Raw genomic sequence first — 16,698 nt, forward strand, 5'->3', positions numbered from 1 at the left:
ACGAACTTAGCCAGGGAGCCGGCCGTGGGGGAGGCAATCGATACCTTATTGTACTCATTGGCTTCATCAGCTGTCTGGGCCCTAAGATTTGTCGGCAGTAAGTATGCCAGCACGAGTATAACCAATGTGCGCTTATAATATTTATTTTTCATTTGTTCTGCTTAAGCCCCAAACAAGGCTGTATTCTTTAGTGTGATTTAAGACTGCTATAGGAATGCGTGTCTTAGACGACGCGTGGTCCGGACGTCGACAGGCGCAGCCACCCTGCTGGAGAGCCCCGCATGCCGTCCAAAGGACGGTTCACTGACCGTCTTTGGCAAGGAATACCCATTTTTCAGGCCAAGGAGCAAAGCTGCCCCGAGCCTTGCCTGCTATCTGGGTAATGGAGTTCTCTGTGAGCCTGGATTGATACCGGAGAGCGCATGATTAACGACGAACCGGTCCGCTTTTCGGATGAACAACTAAAAACAGTACAGAAACAAGGCGCGGCATGCGCCGGTAACGGCAAAAAGGAGGTTTTTTTCATTGGTGTGACAAGACTTTGGTTTAGCCTGTAACAAAAATAATACTATTTATCAATTCCGCAATTTTTTTGTATTAATTTAGTAGCCAGCTGGATAGTGCCCCTAAAGGATACTACATCGAAGTTTTTTCTCTATTGCGGGAATTGTTAGCTTTTTCAGACTTCGATTAACAATCTGTACGCCAAACGGTCGCATTTNTCCCTGTGAGAACATTTCTTTCAAAGAACAAAGTTATTAAAAAGCCAAATGTTCCGCAATATAACCCAAATCCGCAGACTATCGGTGAGCACATCAGGAAAAAGAGGATTGCAAGCAAGCTATTGCAGAAGCAGGTTGCCGAGCAGCTGCACGTTGCCGAGGATACGCTCACGTACTGGGAGAACGGGCGGTCGCATCCGCAGGTACGCCACTACCCGGCAATCATTGCCTTTCTTGGCTACTACCCTCTTGACCACGAAACGGATAGCATTGCCGGAAAACTCAAACAGGTACGCTATTGCCACGGCCTCACCTTTGAGGAATGCGCAAAGCGGCTATCTATTTCTGTTGATGCTGCAACGCGGTGGGAACGGGGCAAGTCTGTAGCCTATCCCAGCACGAGACAACTGATCGAAGAGGTATGGCAACAATTGCCAATCAAGTTTACTCAACACCCCGCATAGGGGTGTTTTTTAATATGAATAAACGGGTAACAGAAAACATCAACTTTATGAAACGAGCCTCGACATGCTGCTAACTTGCCCAGGGTTACGGAAAAGTTACCAGGAAGCGAAAATTGTTTGTGCCCCCAACAATACCCTTTGGTGTCTACATTGTGATACTCGCCCTCATAAAGTTCAAAGTTGAATTTCACGCGTGCGATTACGGATATCGTGTTATTTTATAGTTTTTTCCGATATTATCTGAATCGGGCTTCTCCAAGAAATAACTGAAGTCGTCTCGTTTTATTTCGTCTTCTCCTATCTTATAGAGCACACCACGGTCGAGTCCGGACAATATTCTGCGGGCACAGAATCGATTAAAACGAAGACTTTGCCATGATAAACCTTCTGCACTTTTTTGCAAAGTAACCGGGTCAGAATTTGTGGCAACATAGTAAGTGTTGCAACTTGTTGCTGTGAGTAATAAAAAGAAAATGCAGTAATAGATTTGAATAACTTTTTTCATCGTCGTGACAGTTAGGTATTCGAATATAAGAGGTGTTCGGGGTATTGAAAATACTAATCGTATTAAATGCAGTTTCGTAGTTTGTTTTATCCTGTTTTTGTGATATCGGATGCTATTAAACAACAAAAGTCGAAACCTCGCGCCCGACTTTTGTAACCTAAACCTTATCACAATGCAGGCAAGGTGCCTGCGTGAATTTCAAATATACTGTAAATTAATGTTTGAACGTATCTATTTGTCCATAATAGGTAACAAGTGATCCATCATCTGCGGTAGCGGTAAATGTTTGCGTGATTGCCATGGTAAGGGTGGTATCAGCAACGGTAATAACAACCTTTCAGATATTGAGACAGCAAGAATAAATGATGCTGCGGTAAATATTGGTATATATGATTTTACGCTTCAATGGGCTTTAAGTAAGGGTTTTAAATTCGGTTATACATGTGTGATAGAAGGCATGGCACACCTGGTCCAATCGTTGTTCAATTCGGAATTACCTCATAGTGAAGTCCTTTACCAGGCGGCGCAGTTAATCTGTAACGAGATCAGGCCGGACATCAGGGAAAACAAGAAATTATTGATTTCGATCTGCTATATTGCTTTGTTCTTTGATAATCCGGGTGTCGCCTTTTTTGATATCCTACGGTCTGTCGATCAGGACGAGCATGGTATTTCATTATTTCAAAGGTACATGACGCAATATGGAAGGACGTTCAACGGTGTGCAAATGCCCCACGCGAAGATGATGCAGATCCTGATGGATGATTTTATTGAACGCTTGGATGACTTGCTGGGCTATAGGCCGGTGCACCTGAAAGAGGTGATTGATAATTGTTAGTACGAAGCAATGGCAGGTGATTCGACGCTTTTGCGTTTTATTTATGAACGTGATTTGAGTAAGCTGGAGGATCTGGACGAACTGCTGGATTTTTATAGTTATCCGGCGATTGATTCCGCGGATAATGATTTGGTGGAACCGTTGGGCAGTAATGGTAAACCGTTGACGGAAAAGGGGATCCTTTTATCCCTAGAACTTATTCATGCCAGGTTGAAAGAAGAGAAAGGGGAAAAAGAATGTATTAGATTTCCCATTTGTAAAAGGCTCTCTAGAAGTAAAAACATTAATTTAACTGATGAAAATTGTGCCGGGACACAATGGGATAAGCAGATATCCTGTCTTTTTATAGGGGGGATGAACTACTGGGAGCTTGCGGATAAGACATTCATATCATAGCAACACCAAAGCGGTCTATTGTCGCCTTGTTTTTGAAGTAAGGACCGAGCCAATGGAAGTTGTTTTTAACAGCGGGTATTCCTTCTACTAGTAGTACACAAGTTCCTCGTCGGTACAGCTTTCAAGGAATGTCGACCGGAATGAAGGTTCTATTAAGAACTTTCGTAAGTCACCAATATTCACTGGCTAAGTGTTGTATAAAAATGCCATGATGGCATTGGCAAGCACGCTGTATAGCTGGTCGCCCAGGACGTATTAAAGCGTTTAAACAATGGTACCAATCAAAAGCCAGCTGCTTCCGCTCGATGTCGCTATGGTCTTGCAGGATGTTGAGGCCGACGGGATAGTCACTGTCCGAGGGATCGATCAGCAAGACACCGTGTATGCGTTCTTGCAGAATTGATTTTAATACCACATCAATTAAGTCACCATGAGGGTCAAACACACAGCAACCAATACTCTGTGCGATATCTTGGCTAATAGGCTACGCAAAAGGGTTGACTGCCCATGCCTGCGCCGCCAATTATATGCACGTGGTTCAGCCGCTGGCGACCGTTTGGTTACTGTTAATCTTTCGGCATTTTTCTGGACTGCCAAAAATTTCAATGTTTGTGTGGCAACTTTAAAGTTTAATCGATAACTATGTTGCCTGAAAAAACACCACCAAATGATTTAGACATCACTGACTTGTTAAATCAAATAGAGTTGGGAGAAATACCACTAACATTGATCCTTCAACGGTTAATAGAGGTTATTATCAAACTCAATGAAAAAGAAAAGCAATTAGACAGTTTAATCAAGTCGCTTCCCATGCTTTCTGACATTACCAAAAAGATCAGTGAGATACATACGCTACACTTTCCGGCAAAGCATCTAAAAAAGAAATCCCAAAAAGAACGGTTTATGGCCGAAATCCTTTTGGGATCAGTCAGGAAAAAGAAATAGCTGTTATATAGCGGGTATAAGCTTATCGGATTGAACAAATTTTAATAAATCTTTCAGGTAGGTTTCTGTTTCCACCAAACTGCTATGCCTGTTCGCAGAGCATATTTCTGCCAGTGTCCAGCCTGCTTTAAACTTCTTGACATTGGAAAAGTGCTTAAAGGAATAGAGCGTGTAGTTTTTGTCTTTGAGTTTTAAAGCTTTAAGGCACTTTTGAAAACGCTCATATGGCTATTTTCACCGATCTTCTGTTCAGCTATAATAGTATCCGACGAGCCTAACAGGAAATACTCCCTGGGGTATTTCGGAATCTTAAGTTTATCAAGCTCTTTTCTTAAACTCACATCAATATGTACCGGCAATGATTTTTTGTTCTTGGCGATAGATGCGGGTATAGTGATAGTATCGTTTTCTAAGTTGATGAACTTTAATTGCAGGTGCCGCAATTCTTTGGGCCGGATACAGGTGTAGTAGATCATCCGAACAAATAGTAAACAATAAGGATCATTGGCTTGCAGCCAGTCAATAATAGATTTAAAATCGTCGTCGGAAAATACCTGGTGGGATTCTGTCGCCAATTTCCGCCTCGTTTCTGTATCTGTAACAGGGTTGATTTCTATGTATTTGTTCTTTTTTAGATAGCGGAAATAATTATTAAGTGATATTCTGGCATTGTTATAGGTTACACCCATCCATTTTTCGGATCGCTCGTGGTGGTCTAAAAAGTGGGTGATCTCATAATCGCTGATCTCGTTGGCTTTTTTATGTTCCCCGTAATAGTTGATGAACATTTTAACTTTAGAAAGATAGGATTGAATGGATTTTTTCCGGGTGCCCTTAGCTTCGTGATAAGCTTCAAAAAGAACTTTACCTTCTTCGAGGGATAAGGAAACGACCTGCCGCTTTAGTTTTTCGTTGCTTCTTTCGTCAATCGGACTCCAGCCGCCATATAAAGCTTCTGTATAGGTTTCCAACAGTTCGGTGAAAAGGATAAGTTTTTCTTTAGGGTCTTTTACCCTGTTCAGATTTTTGCTAAACCTGAACCGTTCCATGTTACGGGTAGCCGGATCGTAAAAGAAAAATTCGATGTACCAGCTTTGTTTAGCTTCCTCGCGGGATTTTGTGGAGCCTTTCGGAACCAGATCAATCTTCTTTCCCTTGAATAATTTGGGGGTTGTGTAGGTGATTTCTGCCGTTTTCATGGCCCCGAAATTGAGGGCTTGTGGCAGAGTTTTGTCAGAGTATGCACCTGGTGAGTAGCTAAATAGCTGATTACCAGGTGCATTAAGTGTCTGAGTGGAGAATATCGGAGTCGAACCGATGACCTCTTGCATGCCATGCAAGCGCTCTAGCCAGCTGAGCTAATCCCCCGTTGCGGGTGGCAAATATATTACAATAACCCTAAAAATAAAATCCTATTTGATTTTATTTTTTATCGGGACTAAAATTGTTATTTAAGATCAATTGCATGAACTTTAAATTGAGCCAATGGTTAAATTTGTAACCCACTTGCTTAAAGGTTCCAACTTCTTCAAACCCAAACTTATGATGCAACTTGATACTCGCCGCGTTATCTGCATCAATACCTGCAATAATGGTATGTATCCGCTTTTGCATCGCTGTATCAATAAGCTTTTGTAATAATTGTTGAGCTATCCCCCGTTGCCTGTACGCTTCATGTACATATACAGAATGCTCAATAGTGTATTGATAAGCCGGCCATACCCTAAACGGTCCATAAGTTGCAAAACCCGCCACTACTCCATCTATTTCGGCAATAAAAATGGGGATGTCGCTCCGTTCTTTATCCTCCATCCATGCTACTCGCATGGCCAGTGTATGCGGTTCGTAACTGTAAACCGCGGTGGTATTCAATATGGCATGATTATAAATATCCAAAATACCCGAGGCATCGGCCATTGATGCCAAACGGATGGTTAACGCGGAGTTTTCTTTTTCCATACCATTTTACTATTTGATAAATATAAAAAGAGAATAAGATTTTCAGGCGAAGGATTTGGAAACTAATAGACGGGATTTTGATTGGGGCATCCAGCCAGCGTATGGTAAAATCGAACTTAACTTTTTTTCCAAAAAATCTTTCTTCTTTGTTTTAACAATCTTTGCTCAGTTACAAAAACCCTATAAAACAAGTAAAGCCCCTGATGGGCAGGGGCCTTTACTAACCAATTATAAACCTAAATTATGAGAAGACTTTTTTATGTTGTGTTGCTCTTGCAATACGGTGTAAAAGTAACACTAAGTTTTTATATTATTCTAATTTATTTTGTATTTTTTTTGTAACCTTTATTACAACAAGTCTATTATGCTGTTTGTTTATCAAAAATACAAATAAATCTTTATTAAAGTGGCAATTAATTTATTTTTTAGTTTCGATATACACTATAAATAAAATAAGGTAAAATTTATTGTCAACAAATAGATTTTTTATTAAAAAAATTCAAAAAAGATTAATTTATAAATTATAATCCATGAAAAAATATTAAAAAATTAAAAAAATCGAGTAAAATTTAATAAAATCAACAAAAATTAAGATTTATTTGAAAAAAAGATCTCAAAAACAGCTTTTCACTAAATCAACAGCGTCATTTACATACTTTTTTCAATAATTTAAAACTCATACTTCATTAAGTTATTGCGCTGCCTGGTCAAAAAAATTACTTTAATCAGGCATCATTTCAGTGTAGCATCGTCATTTTTGCAAAAAATTTAGATTTTGCCCTCAATGACTGTTACTGCATCGCCCAAAACACACCCGCACTTAACAAATTTTACGTTATGGATCATGACCATTGCTACCGGCCTGGTGGTGGCCAATATCTACTACAACCAACCGCTACTGGCCGATATTGCTCACACATTCAACATTACCGATAAAAAAGCGCAGCAGGTATCCTTATTTACTCAAATTGGTTACGCTACAGGTCTGCTATTCATTATTCCGCTTGCCGATATGCTTAAACGCAAACGGTTAATCCTAATTGATTTTGTGTTGGTGATTATATCTTTGCTTGCAAGCGCGCTCGCACCTTCGGTAACCGTATTAACCATCGCTGGTTTCTTAGTTGGAGTATCATCGGTAATACCGCAGCTATTGATTCCGATGGCGGCCCATTTGGCTAAACCGAATGAACGCGGCAAAAAAATTGGCTTTGTAATGAGTGGTTTATTGATTGGAATACTGCTCTCCCGCACACTAAGCGGTTTTGTGGGCGAACACTTTGGCTGGCGGGCCATGTATTATATTGCCACGGGCTTAATGCTGGCTATGTGGTTAATGATATTTTTCTTTTTGCCCGAGGTTGAACCCGATTACAAAGGCAATTATGGAAGCTTAATGAAATCCTTAATTCACCTGGTTAAAACCCAGCCTAAATTAAGGATGGCGGCTTTTAGGGGCGCTTTATGTTTTGCAGGCTTCAGTGCTTTTTGGACTACCCTGGTCTTCCTGCTTAAACAACCGCAATTTAATGAAGGTAGCGCTGTTGCCGGCGCCTTCGGCCTTGTAGGCGCATTTGGCGCATTAGCGGCTGGACTAATGGGTAGATTGAGCGACAAGATGGACTCCTATAAATTATCGGGCTATACTTTATTATTAGTGCTTGTATCTTTTGTTATCTTCTACTTTTCAAGCCACAGTATCATTGGACTGGTGATAGGTGTAATAGTATTGGATATGGGCGTACAGGCTACACACATTTCCAACCAGTCTATCATCTTCGCTTTAATTCCCGAAGCTCGAAACCGGCTGAATACCGTATACATGGTGTCTTATTTTATAGGCGGCGCTTCGGGTACATTTTTGGCCAGCCAGGTATGGAAAAACTACCAGTGGGCCGGCGTATGCGCTATAGGCGCTCTTTTATCAATTGTAGCACTCGCCGCGCATCTTATTAACTATCGTAAAAACGTACGAAATTAAAGCAGGTGTTCGGCTATTGCATACTAACCGAACAGTTATTTTGGTTTACAGTGCTACTCTCAGAAAAAAAATTGAAAATATTTTCAAAATAAAAACAGCTTAAATACAGCTATTTACACGGAATTGTAAAAAATACCTGATGTTGTAATGACTTTTTTCGTGTTTGTCAAAATTTTTGGCACAGGATTGGAATAGTACCTATCAAACGTAGCTGTTATGGAAACGACAAAGAAAACGGTTAAAGAAGACGAGAAGGAGTGGGACAATCCGGTAGAACCAACAAAAACTACCGACCCACGTGACGAGGAGCAAATTTTAAGACAATACAACGAGGCAAAACGCCGCAAGGGCAACCTCACCGAAAACCAGGAAACTGAAAAGAAAGATAACTAAAGACATTTAAAACATACAAAAAACTAAAACTATGAAAACCGCAAAAAAATCAGCAACCAACAAATTAGTAGATCGTTTTGATAACGAATTAAGAATTTTATTAATGAGCGATTTGAAAGCTATCAAAGCTAAAAACAATCAAACACTGCAAAATGCTGCTTAATTAAAACTGAAAAACACTTACCTATAAACATCCCCACCTATGAAAGCCTCTAAAACAAACACCACTGCCATAGCTAAATTAGTTGCCCGCTTTGACGACGAATTAATGGAAATTTTATTGGAAGATCTTAGGAACTTCAAAGCAAGAAACCAATTCAGAAAAAACAATCAACAGGTTGCCGCACAGCAAACGCTTAAAGCTGCCTGATCAACATATATCTACATCTACCTATTTTTTTACAACATCACACCTATGAAAACGATAGACCCCTGCCAAAACAGGGCTTTATTTTTTTGATGCGTATTTGATGATCAGGCCGGCAGTTTTTGCTGATGCGCCGGGGAGGCCCATTCTTTGATCAAGTTCGTCGTAGTTTCTAAGCATCGCTGTTCTGCTTGCTTCATTATTGACGATGGCGTTAAGTTCGGCAGCTATTTTAAGTTCGTTGCAATCCTCTTGTATGAGTTCCGTAACAATTCCCTTGTTTACAATAAGGTTTACCAGCGATATATATTTAATTTTTACCAGCATCCTGGCTATGGCTATGGTAAGCGTATTTCCTTTATAAACCACTACCTGCGGCACATTGAACAAAGCGGTTTCTAACGTTGCCGTCCCCGAAGCTACAATGGCAGCATGAGCGTTGGTCAGCAAATCGTATGTAGCATTAAATACTACCGGAATTTTCTGATCCGATAAAAACTGGCTGTAAAAGTCAGCCTTAAAAGATGGTGCGCCGGCTATTACAACCTGAAAATCTTTAAATTGATTGGCCGCAGCCAGCATTTGAGGGAGCAGATAGGTAATTTCCTGTTTACGACTGCCGGGCAGCAAGGCAATGATTTTTTTTGCGGTTAATTGATGTTGCTGCAAAAAATCGGGATCAGGCTCAAAAGCGCTTATGGCATCTAACAAAGGATTCCCTACGTAATCAACCTCCATCCCCCACGATTTATAAAACTCAACCTCAAAGGGCAGGATACAAAACAGATGATCAACAATCTTTTTGATCTTCAGTACCCGTTTTTGATTCCAGGCCCATACTTTGGGCGAAATATAATAGTACACCTCCAACCCAACAGATTTGGCGTACTCGGCTATCTTTAAATTAAAACCCGGAAAATCTATCAGCACCAAAACATCGGGCTGGTAAGCAGCAATATCCTGCTTGCAGGCTTTCATATTTTTGAGGATGGTATTCAGGTTAATAACAACCTCCACAAAGCCCATAAAGGCCATGTCGGCGTAGTGTTTTACCAGGGTACCGCCTTCGGCCTGCATTAAATCACCACCAAAAAACCGAAATTCAGTTGCAGCGTCACGCTCTTTAAGGGCTTTCATTAAATTAGCGCCATGCAAATCGCCCGATGCTTCGCCCGCTACAAGGTAATATTTCATTGAATGGGTTGCAGTTTAAGTAAAAACACAGCGGCCATAAATACAAAAGTAACCAATATAAAGCCGATACCTGTTTTATCCATCCCCTTAGTATAAATATACCTGGTGATAAACAAATTAAGCGCTATGGCTACCAAATACGGAACACCTGGCTTATTGAAAATTAAAAAATTTCCTTTTAGCAGGTACAAAAAAACAAACAGACTGATGCCCGGCAGTATTAAACCACCAATTACGCCTGCTATGATGCTGTTATTTTTAAGCATGTATATTGTTTAGTACAGTAACTTATACATTAAACGTCCAGTTATTTAAAAGCGGAATGGCGTGATGCGCCGTCATATCAAACTGAACCGGCACTACCGATACGTAGTTATGATCCAATGCCCAAACGTCGGTATCCTCTCCCCCATCATTGAGTTGAAACACGCCGGTAAGCCAATAGTACGGGCGTTTGTGCGGATCAACCCTTTCATCAAACTCTTCGGCCCATTTGGCATTGGCCTGGCGACAAATTTTAATACCTTTAATATCGGCTGTATTGGGGAAGTTTACATTAAGCAGCGTATTTGCAGGCAAGCCATTGGTTAAAACCTGTAAGGCCAGTTCTTTAATATATTTTATACAGTAGCTAAAATTAGCATCGAGGTTATAATCATCCAGGGAAAAACCTATGGACGGAATACTTTCAATAGCCCCTTCAACCGCGGCCGACATGGTGCCGGAGTACAGCACGTTGATGGAATTATTTAAACCATGATTAATGCCGGATACGCAAAGATCTGGCTTTTGGCCTTTAAATACTTTATTAACCGCCAGCTTCACGCAATCAACCGGCGTGCCCGAGCAACGGTACATTTCGATACCTTCATACAGATCAACCTTATCCAAACGCAAAGGCTTGCCTATGGTAATGGCATGACCCATACCTGATTGCGGACTATCCGGAGCTACCACCACTACACGTCCAATTTGGGCCATAGCTTCTATTAACACTTTTATCCCCGGCGCGGTTATGCCATCGTCATTAACAACAAGAATATTGGGCTTAGCTGTTTTCATTGTGCGAAATTAGTTATATTTGATTTATGCTGACATCTGATAAGAAAATAACTCTTGATGAGTATATGCAGATGCCAATTGGTGCTCCCTACCAGTATATTAATGGTTGCCTTATCGATTGGCCTTCAAGAACCATTGATCATCAAGTAGCTTTAATGAATGTGATAGCGGCATTTGTTAATTACGGAGATCGTATCAAAGACAACGGTATTTACATTCCTGGCCCGATAGAGGTTATTCTTGATGATCAAAACTCTTTTCAACCCGATTTCATTTACATTTCAAACGAGCGACGCGATATTGTAAAAGATTATATTTATGGCGCACCAGACATAGTGGTTGAGGTTTTATGGGAGAAAAATGCCTACTATGATCTTAGACCAAAGAAAGACGCTTATGAAAAGTACGGTGTAAAAGAATACATCATTATTGATCCTATACAGCAAAATGCCGATTTATATCTGTTAAAAGATGGCTTTTATTACCTACATCAAAAATCTTACGAAGCGCTCAATTCGGTGATATTGCCAGGTTTAAAATTCGATTTACCAAAACTATTTTCATAAAAAAAGGCCCATTTCCGGAGCCTTTTCAAAATTCTACAAACTGTTTATCCACTTCACCAGCTCATCCCGAAATTTGCCCGTCTTTTGCTGAAGCTTGCCCAGCATCTCATCGTCTTTACCTTCCTCGTGTATCAAATCGTTATCCGTTAAATCGCCGTAAGCCTGTTTGATTTTTCCTTTCAATTCGTTCCAGCCGCCTTTTAATTCTAATTTATCCATGATGTTTTTTATTTAGATATACTGGGATAACATTCGGAAAGATATATAGTTTCGGGGAAAAAGAATCAAGAGACAAGAATCAAGATTCAAGAAAGCGCAATTAGTCGTACTGCCAAGGGCCTCATTCAATGACAAAAAAAATCTTAACTCTTGATTCTTGCCTCTTGATTCTATTCCTCAGCGTCAAATTGTTTAAGCACTTTGCGCTTCATATCGTTTGATGTCCAGATTTCTATTTTATAATGATCGGGGCCTTCATCTTCCTGGCTGTTGATGTTTCTGAGGTCGTAAGAATAAATACGGACACGGTATCGGCCCGGTGTAACAATAGCTTTTAACTCGATTTTATGATCAGGGTGATTAAGGATCATCATAATGCCCGAGCTGAGTTTTAAGCCGCCCTCAACCACGTGATCATATTTCTTAAAATCTTTTTCTTTGCTTGGCGCATCCAGTACGTCCAGTTCGGCTTTTACATGTCCAAAGCTTTCGGTACTAATACCAACAATATCATCGGCTATGGCCAGTCTGTCGTTATAGGCACGGGAAGTCCAGAAACTGGTATCCCCGGTCTCGGCCACAAAAGCCGAATCGCATAAATAAAACTGGTTCTCGGAAGTAAAAAAGTCAAGCTTATATCGCGCGGAAGGAACAGGCTTTGGGATGGATGAAGGATTATAGGAGCAAAGAACAAGGACAAAAGGAATAAAAAGTAAAGCCCAAAAGCCAGTTATTATAATCCCTTTCGCCCTTGTGTTATTCATTTTTTCAATATCGTCAAATTTATCCTTGCTCCTTTATCCAAAAATCTTTTGTCCAAAGGTCCAAAAGTCCGCCAATCCAAAAGTCCTTACTCTTTGCTCCAAAAACCCTTGCTCCCTTTACAAAGCTCCTGCTTTAATCTCTTCAACCACTGCGGGGTCAAGCAAGGTTGATGTATCGCCTAAATTGGCTGTATCACCTTCGGCAATTTTACGCAGTATGCGGCGCATAATTTTGCCCGAGCGTGTTTTAGGCAAGCCGGTTACAAACTGAATTTTATCCGGCTTGGCTATAGCGCCAATAATGCGCGATACCGTCATGATGATATCCTTACGGGTAATATCCTCGTCGCCATGCTTATCCGGACTAACCACATAAGCGTAAACACCCTGCCCTTTAATATCGTGTGGATAACCAACAACGGCAGATTCAACCACACTGCTGTGCATATTGATGGCGTTCTCTACTTCGGCAGTCCCAATACGGTGGCCGGATACATTCAGCACATCATCAACTCTGCCTGTGATGCGGTAATAACCATCCTCATCGCGCAGGCAGCCGTCACCGGTAAAATACATATTCTCATAAGTAGCAAAATAGGTTGTGCGGCAGCGCTCATGGTCGCCATAAGTAGTACGCAACATACCCGGCCACGGGAATTTTATACAAAGGTTGCCACTTACACCGTTACCTTCAATTACGTTTCCGTTTTCATCAACCAAAACTGGTTGCACACCCGGCAATGGCAGGGTTGCGTAACCAGGTTTGGTTGGGGTTACGTTACAGATTGGCGATATCATTAAACCGCCATTTTCCGTTTGCCACCAGGTATCGGCAATAGGGCATTTACCATGACCAATTTTTTCGTCGTACCAATGCCATGCTTCCTCATTAATAGGCTCGCCTACCGAACCTAATTTGGTTAACGAGCTCAGGTCTTTACCTTTTAAGGGCTCTTCGCCAAAACTCATTAAAGAGCGGATAGCGGTTGGCGCGGTATATAATATGTTTACTTTATACTTATCTATAATATCCCAAAACCTGCCTGCATCAGGATAAGTAGGCACACCTTCAAACATTAAAGTAGTTGCCCCTTGTGATAGCGGACCGTATACAATATATGAGTGACCGGTAATCCACCCGATATCGGCGGTACAAAAATACACCTCGCCTTTATTGTATTGAAACACATTGGCAAAAGTATACCCCGTGTAAACCATATAGCCACCGGTAGTATGCACCACGCCTTTGGGTTTACCGGTTGAGCCGGATGTGTAAAGGATAAACAACATATCCTCGGCATCCATCTCCTCGGCAGGGCAATCGGGGTTACCTTGTGTTTCTACTTTCTTAACCTCATCTTCCCACCATACATCACGGCCTTTAATCATAGATACCGGTGTGCGGCTGCGGGTTAATACAATTACCTTTTTTACCGATTTGCACTGAACCAAGGCATCATCAATAGTGGTTTTAAGCGGGATAGCTTTATTGGCACGGAAACCGCCATCGGCAGTGATTACGATGTTACACTCAGCATCATTGATCCTATCGGCAATTGATTGCGCCGAAAATCCACCGAACACCACTGAGTGAATAGCACCAATACGGGCACAAGCCAACACGGCTATGGCCAGCTCGGGAATCATCGGCATATAAATACAGATGCGGTCGCCTTTTTTTGCGCCATTGTTTTTAAGCACATTGGCAAACTGGCAAACTTTATCGTGCAGTTGTTTATAGGTTAATACGCGGTGATCTTCCTGCGGATCATTTGGTTCCCAGATAATGGCGGGTTTATCGCCCATGGTAGCCAAATGACGGTCGAGGCAATTTTCGGTAATGTTGAGTTTAGCACCCTGGAACCATTTGATCTTTGGATCTTTAAAGTTCCAGTCAAGCACTTTATCCCACTTTTTTTTCCATTGAAAGTTTTCGGCAATGCCAGCCCAAAACTCTTTGGGCTGTTCCACGCTTTGTTTATATACGCTTTTGTATTCGTCAAATGATGTGATCTTCATAGTGTTTATAATGGTGGGCCTAATTTAATAATTATGTGTGATGTAGGTATTAAATTTTCCATCTTTTTAAAATAATTTAAAAAGTACCTGAATTTAGCATTTACGGGCCTTGAAATAAAGCACGATACGCTCATTTTGTTAACCGCCTGAGGCTTTTTGATTTATTTTCACAATTTTTAAAAACACCCTTGAATATTTGATTTAAAAGTCTGATATTTGCAAACTCTTTTGAAATAAAGGGTTGATAATTAAAAATATTTGTCATGTCAAGAATTTGTGATCTAACAGGAAAAGCCTCTATAGTTGGTAACAACGTTTCTAACTCAAACGTTAAAACTAAACGTAGATTTCATCCTAACTTGAAACTTAAAAAGTTTTACATACCTGAGGAGGATAAATGGATTACCTTAAAGGTATCTACATCTGCTGTAAAAACTATCAGCAAAAACGGCATTACTGCCTGTATCAATAAATTTGTAAAAAAAGGATACATTTAGTAGTGTGTACGTTGCGGTTTTACTTCCTATGTAAAACTTAAGGCGTACAGTTAAAAAATTGAAAAATTGCGTAAGCCGTGATGGTGATACGTACAACATAAAAAGAAAATGGCAAAAAAAGGCAACAGGGTTCAGGTTATTTTAGAGTGTACTGAACACAAAACAAGCGGTATGCCAGGCATGTCTCGCTATATTACCACCAAGAACAAAAAAAATACAACTGAAAGATTAGAGTTGAAAAAATTCAACCCGGTTTTAAGGAAAGTAACTGTTCACAAAGAGATTAAATAATTAGTGAATTATGTTGATTGATTGATTTGCGTTAAGCACCTCAATGAAAATTAACTCACTAATTCAAGGATTCACTAATTCAATAATTAAAAGAAATGGCAAAGAAAGTAGTTGCAACACTGAAAGTAGCAGGTAAAGGCAAAGAATATTCAAAAGTTATCACCATGAATAAATCACCAAAAACCGGTGCTTATTCATTCAAAACCCAAATTGTCCCTAACGATTCTGTTAAGGATGCTATTGCGGGCAAAACTATATAATAACTTTTGACCAAAATATTGAAGCCGTCTTGTTTTAACGAGAGGGCTTTTTTTGTTGGTAGCGTAGCTACAGATGTGCAGATTTCAGATATGCAGATGTGCAAATGACAAAAAACGTATCACTTATTACAGCATAGTGATTATCTGCATATCTAAAATCTGCACATTTGCATATCAACAATCTGCACATCTGAAATCTGCATATTTGCACATCAATAGTAATTTGCACATCAAAAAACATGGGATTATTTGATTTTTTTAAGAAAAAGGAAAATACGCAGCAAGAGCAGCAAGCCCTTGATACCGGTTTGGAGAAAACCAAGGATAGCTTTTTTTCAAAGATCACCAAAGCGGTAGCAGGTAAATCAACTGTTGATGATGATGTACTGGATGATTTGGAAGAAATCCTGGTAACATCAGATGTGGGCGTAAAAACCACCCTCAAAATCATCGAGCGTATACAGGAGCGTGTGGCCCGCGATAAATACGTTGGCACCGGCGAACTGAATACCCTGCTTAAAGACGAGATCCAGAAACTGCTTGCCGAAAATAACAGCAACGATTTTCGCAATTTTGAATATGGCGATCATAAGCCCTATGTAATTATGGTGGTTGGTGTTAATGGTGTGGGCAAAACTACTACCATTGGCAAGCTGGCCCATAAACTAAAACAAGCTGGCAATAAAGTAGTGTTAGGCGCTGCCGATACCTTCCGCGCGGCCGCTGTTGACCAGATTAAACTTTGGGGCGAGCGCGTAGGTGTTAAAGTGGTAGCACAAGCCATGGGTTCTGACCCCGCTTCAGTTGCTTATGATACCCTGCGCTCGGCTGTTTCCAATGGCGATGATGTGGCTATTATTGATACTGCCGGTCGCCTGCATAATAAGGTAGGCCTGATGAACGAGCTAACCAAAATCAAAAACGTAATGCAAAAGGTAATCCCCGGCGCGCCGCACGAAATTTTGTTGGTATTAGATGCGTCAACCGGTCAAAACGCTATCGAGCAATGCAAACAATTTACCGAAGCTACCAACGTAAACGCCCTGGCCCTAACCAAGCTTGATGGCACAGCAAAAGGTGGTGTGGTAATAGGTATTTCAGATCAGTTTAAAATTCCGGTAAAATATATAGGTGTGGGTGAAGGTGTAGAGCATTTGCAATTGTTTGACAGGCAGGCTTTTGTTGACAGCTTATTCAAACAATAAAACTATGTCATTGCGAGGAGGAACGACGAAGCAATCTCTTCTCTCGCAATT

Annotated in this window: 21 protein-coding genes and 1 tRNA gene; 13 read left to right on the forward strand and 9 right to left on the reverse strand. The window is 40.7% G+C overall.

Annotation, left to right across the window (positions count from 1 at the left end; all coding sequences use genetic code 11):
- The first annotated feature begins 727 nt into the window (after positions 1 to 727).
- The 4 genes from QWZ17_RS06110 (at position 728) to QWZ17_RS06125 (ending at position 3,870) form a co-directional block, all read left to right on the forward strand.
- Positions 728 to 1,186 carry a helix-turn-helix domain-containing protein gene (locus QWZ17_RS06110; protein ID WP_290304159.1) on the forward strand — a complete coding sequence of 153 codons (459 nt, stop codon included), beginning with the start codon at positions 728 to 730 and terminating at the stop codon, positions 1,184 to 1,186.
- Between the two features lie 791 nt (positions 1,187 to 1,977).
- The gene (locus tag QWZ17_RS06115; RefSeq protein ID WP_290304162.1) at positions 1,978 to 2,529 is read left to right on the forward strand and encodes a hypothetical protein; all 552 of its coding nucleotides are present in this window, start codon (positions 1,978 to 1,980) and stop codon (positions 2,527 to 2,529) included.
- 9 nt (positions 2,530 to 2,538) lie between these two features.
- Complete coding sequence (locus QWZ17_RS06120; RefSeq protein ID WP_290304164.1) at positions 2,539 to 2,925, forward strand: hypothetical protein; 387 nt, start codon at positions 2,539 to 2,541, stop codon at positions 2,923 to 2,925.
- 642 nt (positions 2,926 to 3,567) lie between these two features.
- A complete protein-coding gene (locus tag QWZ17_RS06125; protein ID WP_290304165.1) occupies positions 3,568 to 3,870 on the forward strand; it encodes a hypothetical protein in 303 nt (100 codons plus the stop codon).
- Positions 3,871 to 4,061: 191 nt separating this feature from the next.
- Here the strand turns inward: QWZ17_RS06125 and QWZ17_RS06130 are convergent, their stop codons facing one another.
- The 3 genes from QWZ17_RS06130 to QWZ17_RS06140 form a co-directional block, all read right to left on the reverse strand.
- Positions 4,062 to 5,069, reverse strand: a complete 1,008-nt coding sequence (locus QWZ17_RS06130; protein WP_290304168.1) for a tyrosine-type recombinase/integrase — start codon at positions 5,067 to 5,069, stop codon at positions 4,062 to 4,064.
- Positions 5,070 to 5,164: 95 nt separating this feature from the next.
- A tRNA-Ala gene (locus QWZ17_RS06135) sits at positions 5,165 to 5,238 on the reverse strand.
- A gap of 54 nt (positions 5,239 to 5,292) precedes the next feature.
- A complete protein-coding gene (locus QWZ17_RS06140) occupies positions 5,293 to 5,829 on the reverse strand; it encodes a GNAT family N-acetyltransferase (RefSeq protein ID WP_290304170.1) in 537 nt (178 codons plus the stop codon).
- A gap of 784 nt (positions 5,830 to 6,613) precedes the next feature.
- On the opposite strand from QWZ17_RS06140, the gene QWZ17_RS06145 reads away from it, so the two are divergent.
- The 4 genes from QWZ17_RS06145 to QWZ17_RS06160 all read left to right on the forward strand — a co-directional run bounded on the left by QWZ17_RS06145 (position 6,614) and on the right by QWZ17_RS06160 (position 8,573).
- Positions 6,614 to 7,810 (forward strand): MFS transporter, encoded by a 1,197-nt coding sequence (locus tag QWZ17_RS06145; RefSeq protein ID WP_290304171.1) that lies wholly within the window; start codon positions 6,614 to 6,616, stop codon positions 7,808 to 7,810.
- A gap of 216 nt (positions 7,811 to 8,026) precedes the next feature.
- A complete protein-coding gene (locus tag QWZ17_RS06150; protein WP_290304172.1) occupies positions 8,027 to 8,203 on the forward strand; it encodes a hypothetical protein in 177 nt (58 codons plus the stop codon).
- Positions 8,204 to 8,234: 31 nt separating this feature from the next.
- On the forward strand, positions 8,235 to 8,366 hold the full coding sequence (locus QWZ17_RS06155; RefSeq protein ID WP_290304173.1) for a hypothetical protein: 132 nt from the start codon (positions 8,235 to 8,237) through the stop codon (positions 8,364 to 8,366).
- 39 nt (positions 8,367 to 8,405) lie between these two features.
- Positions 8,406 to 8,573: a hypothetical protein gene (locus tag QWZ17_RS06160; protein ID WP_290304175.1), complete on the forward strand. Its 168-nt coding sequence runs from the start codon at positions 8,406 to 8,408 to the stop codon at positions 8,571 to 8,573.
- 78 nt (positions 8,574 to 8,651) lie between these two features.
- On the opposite strand, the gene lpxB is transcribed toward QWZ17_RS06160, so the two are convergent.
- Genes lpxB through surE form a run of 3 tightly spaced genes read right to left on the reverse strand, consistent with a single transcriptional unit; the run spans position 8,652 to position 10,826 of the window.
- Positions 8,652 to 9,764 (reverse strand): lipid-A-disaccharide synthase, encoded by a 1,113-nt coding sequence (gene lpxB, locus QWZ17_RS06165; protein ID WP_290304177.1) that lies wholly within the window; start codon positions 9,762 to 9,764, stop codon positions 8,652 to 8,654.
- On the reverse strand, positions 9,761 to 10,030 hold the full coding sequence (locus tag QWZ17_RS06170; protein WP_290304178.1) for a hypothetical protein: 270 nt from the start codon (positions 10,028 to 10,030) through the stop codon (positions 9,761 to 9,763). Before QWZ17_RS06170 ends, lpxB begins: the two co-directional genes overlap by 4 nt.
- A 22-nt stretch (positions 10,031 to 10,052) precedes the next feature.
- Positions 10,053 to 10,826: a 5'/3'-nucleotidase SurE gene (surE, locus tag QWZ17_RS06175; RefSeq protein ID WP_290304180.1), complete on the reverse strand. Its 774-nt coding sequence runs from the start codon at positions 10,824 to 10,826 to the stop codon at positions 10,053 to 10,055.
- Positions 10,827 to 10,852: 26 nt separating this feature from the next.
- Here surE and QWZ17_RS06180 point away from each other — a divergent pair, with 26 nt between their 5' ends.
- Positions 10,853 to 11,392 (forward strand): Uma2 family endonuclease, encoded by a 540-nt coding sequence (locus tag QWZ17_RS06180; protein ID WP_290304182.1) that lies wholly within the window; start codon positions 10,853 to 10,855, stop codon positions 11,390 to 11,392.
- Between the two features lie 33 nt (positions 11,393 to 11,425).
- On the opposite strand, the gene QWZ17_RS06185 is transcribed toward QWZ17_RS06180, so the two are convergent.
- The 3 genes from QWZ17_RS06185 to acs all read right to left on the reverse strand — a co-directional run bounded on the left by QWZ17_RS06185 (position 11,426) and on the right by acs (position 14,394).
- Positions 11,426 to 11,611 (reverse strand): CsbD family protein, encoded by a 186-nt coding sequence (locus QWZ17_RS06185; RefSeq protein ID WP_290304184.1) that lies wholly within the window; start codon positions 11,609 to 11,611, stop codon positions 11,426 to 11,428.
- A 170-nt stretch (positions 11,612 to 11,781) separates the two neighbouring features.
- Positions 11,782 to 12,192, reverse strand: a complete 411-nt coding sequence (locus QWZ17_RS06190; RefSeq protein ID WP_290304186.1) for a hypothetical protein — start codon at positions 12,190 to 12,192, stop codon at positions 11,782 to 11,784.
- A gap of 300 nt (positions 12,193 to 12,492) precedes the next feature.
- The gene (gene acs, locus QWZ17_RS06195; protein ID WP_290304187.1) at positions 12,493 to 14,394 is read right to left on the reverse strand and encodes an acetate--CoA ligase; all 1,902 of its coding nucleotides are present in this window, start codon (positions 14,392 to 14,394) and stop codon (positions 12,493 to 12,495) included.
- Between the two features lie 263 nt (positions 14,395 to 14,657).
- Here acs and rpmB point away from each other — a divergent pair, with 263 nt between their 5' ends.
- From rpmB to ftsY, 4 genes are all read left to right on the forward strand, one after another.
- The gene (gene rpmB / locus QWZ17_RS06200) at positions 14,658 to 14,891 is read left to right on the forward strand and encodes a 50S ribosomal protein L28 (protein ID WP_290304188.1); all 234 of its coding nucleotides are present in this window, start codon (positions 14,658 to 14,660) and stop codon (positions 14,889 to 14,891) included.
- Positions 14,892 to 14,999: 108 nt separating this feature from the next.
- Positions 15,000 to 15,182 (forward strand): 50S ribosomal protein L33, encoded by a 183-nt coding sequence (gene rpmG / locus QWZ17_RS06205; protein ID WP_022830075.1) that lies wholly within the window; start codon positions 15,000 to 15,002, stop codon positions 15,180 to 15,182.
- A 95-nt stretch (positions 15,183 to 15,277) separates the two neighbouring features.
- A complete protein-coding gene (locus QWZ17_RS06210; protein ID WP_290304191.1) occupies positions 15,278 to 15,442 on the forward strand; it encodes a DUF4295 domain-containing protein in 165 nt (54 codons plus the stop codon).
- A 239-nt stretch (positions 15,443 to 15,681) separates the two neighbouring features.
- Positions 15,682 to 16,647: a signal recognition particle-docking protein FtsY gene (ftsY, locus tag QWZ17_RS06215; protein WP_290304193.1), complete on the forward strand. Its 966-nt coding sequence runs from the start codon at positions 15,682 to 15,684 to the stop codon at positions 16,645 to 16,647.
- Positions 16,648 to 16,698 lie beyond the last annotated feature (51 nt).

This window comes from Mucilaginibacter flavus (genome assembly GCF_030409315.1).
GTDB classification, from domain to species: Bacteria; Bacteroidota; Bacteroidia; order Sphingobacteriales; family Sphingobacteriaceae; genus Mucilaginibacter; species Mucilaginibacter flavus.

Excerpts from the sequence above, each read along its gene's own strand:
- QWZ17_RS06170 (WP_290304178.1), bottom strand. The coding sequence starts at position 10,030 with ATGCTTAAAAATAACAGCATCATAGCAGGCGTAATTGGTGGTTTAATA.
- QWZ17_RS06150 (WP_290304172.1), top strand. The coding sequence starts at position 8,027 with ATGGAAACGACAAAGAAAACGGTTAAAGAAGACGAGAAGGAGTGGGAC.
- QWZ17_RS06130 (WP_290304168.1), bottom strand. The coding sequence starts at position 5,069 with ATGAAAACGGCAGAAATCACCTACACAACCCCCAAATTATTCAAGGGA.
- QWZ17_RS06185 (WP_290304184.1), bottom strand. The coding sequence starts at position 11,611 with ATGGATAAATTAGAATTAAAAGGCGGCTGGAACGAATTGAAAGGAAAA.
- QWZ17_RS06145 (WP_290304171.1), top strand. The coding sequence starts at position 6,614 with ATGACTGTTACTGCATCGCCCAAAACACACCCGCACTTAACAAATTTT.
- rpmB (WP_290304188.1), top strand. The coding sequence starts at position 14,658 with ATGTCAAGAATTTGTGATCTAACAGGAAAAGCCTCTATAGTTGGTAAC.
- lpxB (WP_290304177.1), bottom strand. The coding sequence starts at position 9,764 with ATGAAATATTACCTTGTAGCGGGCGAAGCATCGGGCGATTTGCATGGC.
- ftsY (WP_290304193.1), top strand. The coding sequence starts at position 15,682 with ATGGGATTATTTGATTTTTTTAAGAAAAAGGAAAATACGCAGCAAGAG.
- QWZ17_RS06125 (WP_290304165.1), top strand. The coding sequence starts at position 3,568 with ATGTTGCCTGAAAAAACACCACCAAATGATTTAGACATCACTGACTTG.
- acs (WP_290304187.1), bottom strand. The coding sequence starts at position 14,394 with ATGAAGATCACATCATTTGACGAATACAAAAGCGTATATAAACAAAGC.
- QWZ17_RS06140 (WP_290304170.1), bottom strand. The coding sequence starts at position 5,829 with ATGGAAAAAGAAAACTCCGCGTTAACCATCCGTTTGGCATCAATGGCC.
- QWZ17_RS06155 (WP_290304173.1), top strand. The coding sequence starts at position 8,235 with ATGAAAACCGCAAAAAAATCAGCAACCAACAAATTAGTAGATCGTTTT.
- QWZ17_RS06180 (WP_290304182.1), top strand. The coding sequence starts at position 10,853 with ATGCTGACATCTGATAAGAAAATAACTCTTGATGAGTATATGCAGATG.
- surE (WP_290304180.1), bottom strand. The coding sequence starts at position 10,826 with ATGAAAACAGCTAAGCCCAATATTCTTGTTGTTAATGACGATGGCATA.
- QWZ17_RS06120 (WP_290304164.1), top strand. The coding sequence starts at position 2,539 with ATGGCAGGTGATTCGACGCTTTTGCGTTTTATTTATGAACGTGATTTG.
- QWZ17_RS06160 (WP_290304175.1), top strand. The coding sequence starts at position 8,406 with ATGAAAGCCTCTAAAACAAACACCACTGCCATAGCTAAATTAGTTGCC.
- QWZ17_RS06210 (WP_290304191.1), top strand. The coding sequence starts at position 15,278 with ATGGCAAAGAAAGTAGTTGCAACACTGAAAGTAGCAGGTAAAGGCAAA.
- rpmG (WP_022830075.1), top strand. The coding sequence starts at position 15,000 with ATGGCAAAAAAAGGCAACAGGGTTCAGGTTATTTTAGAGTGTACTGAA.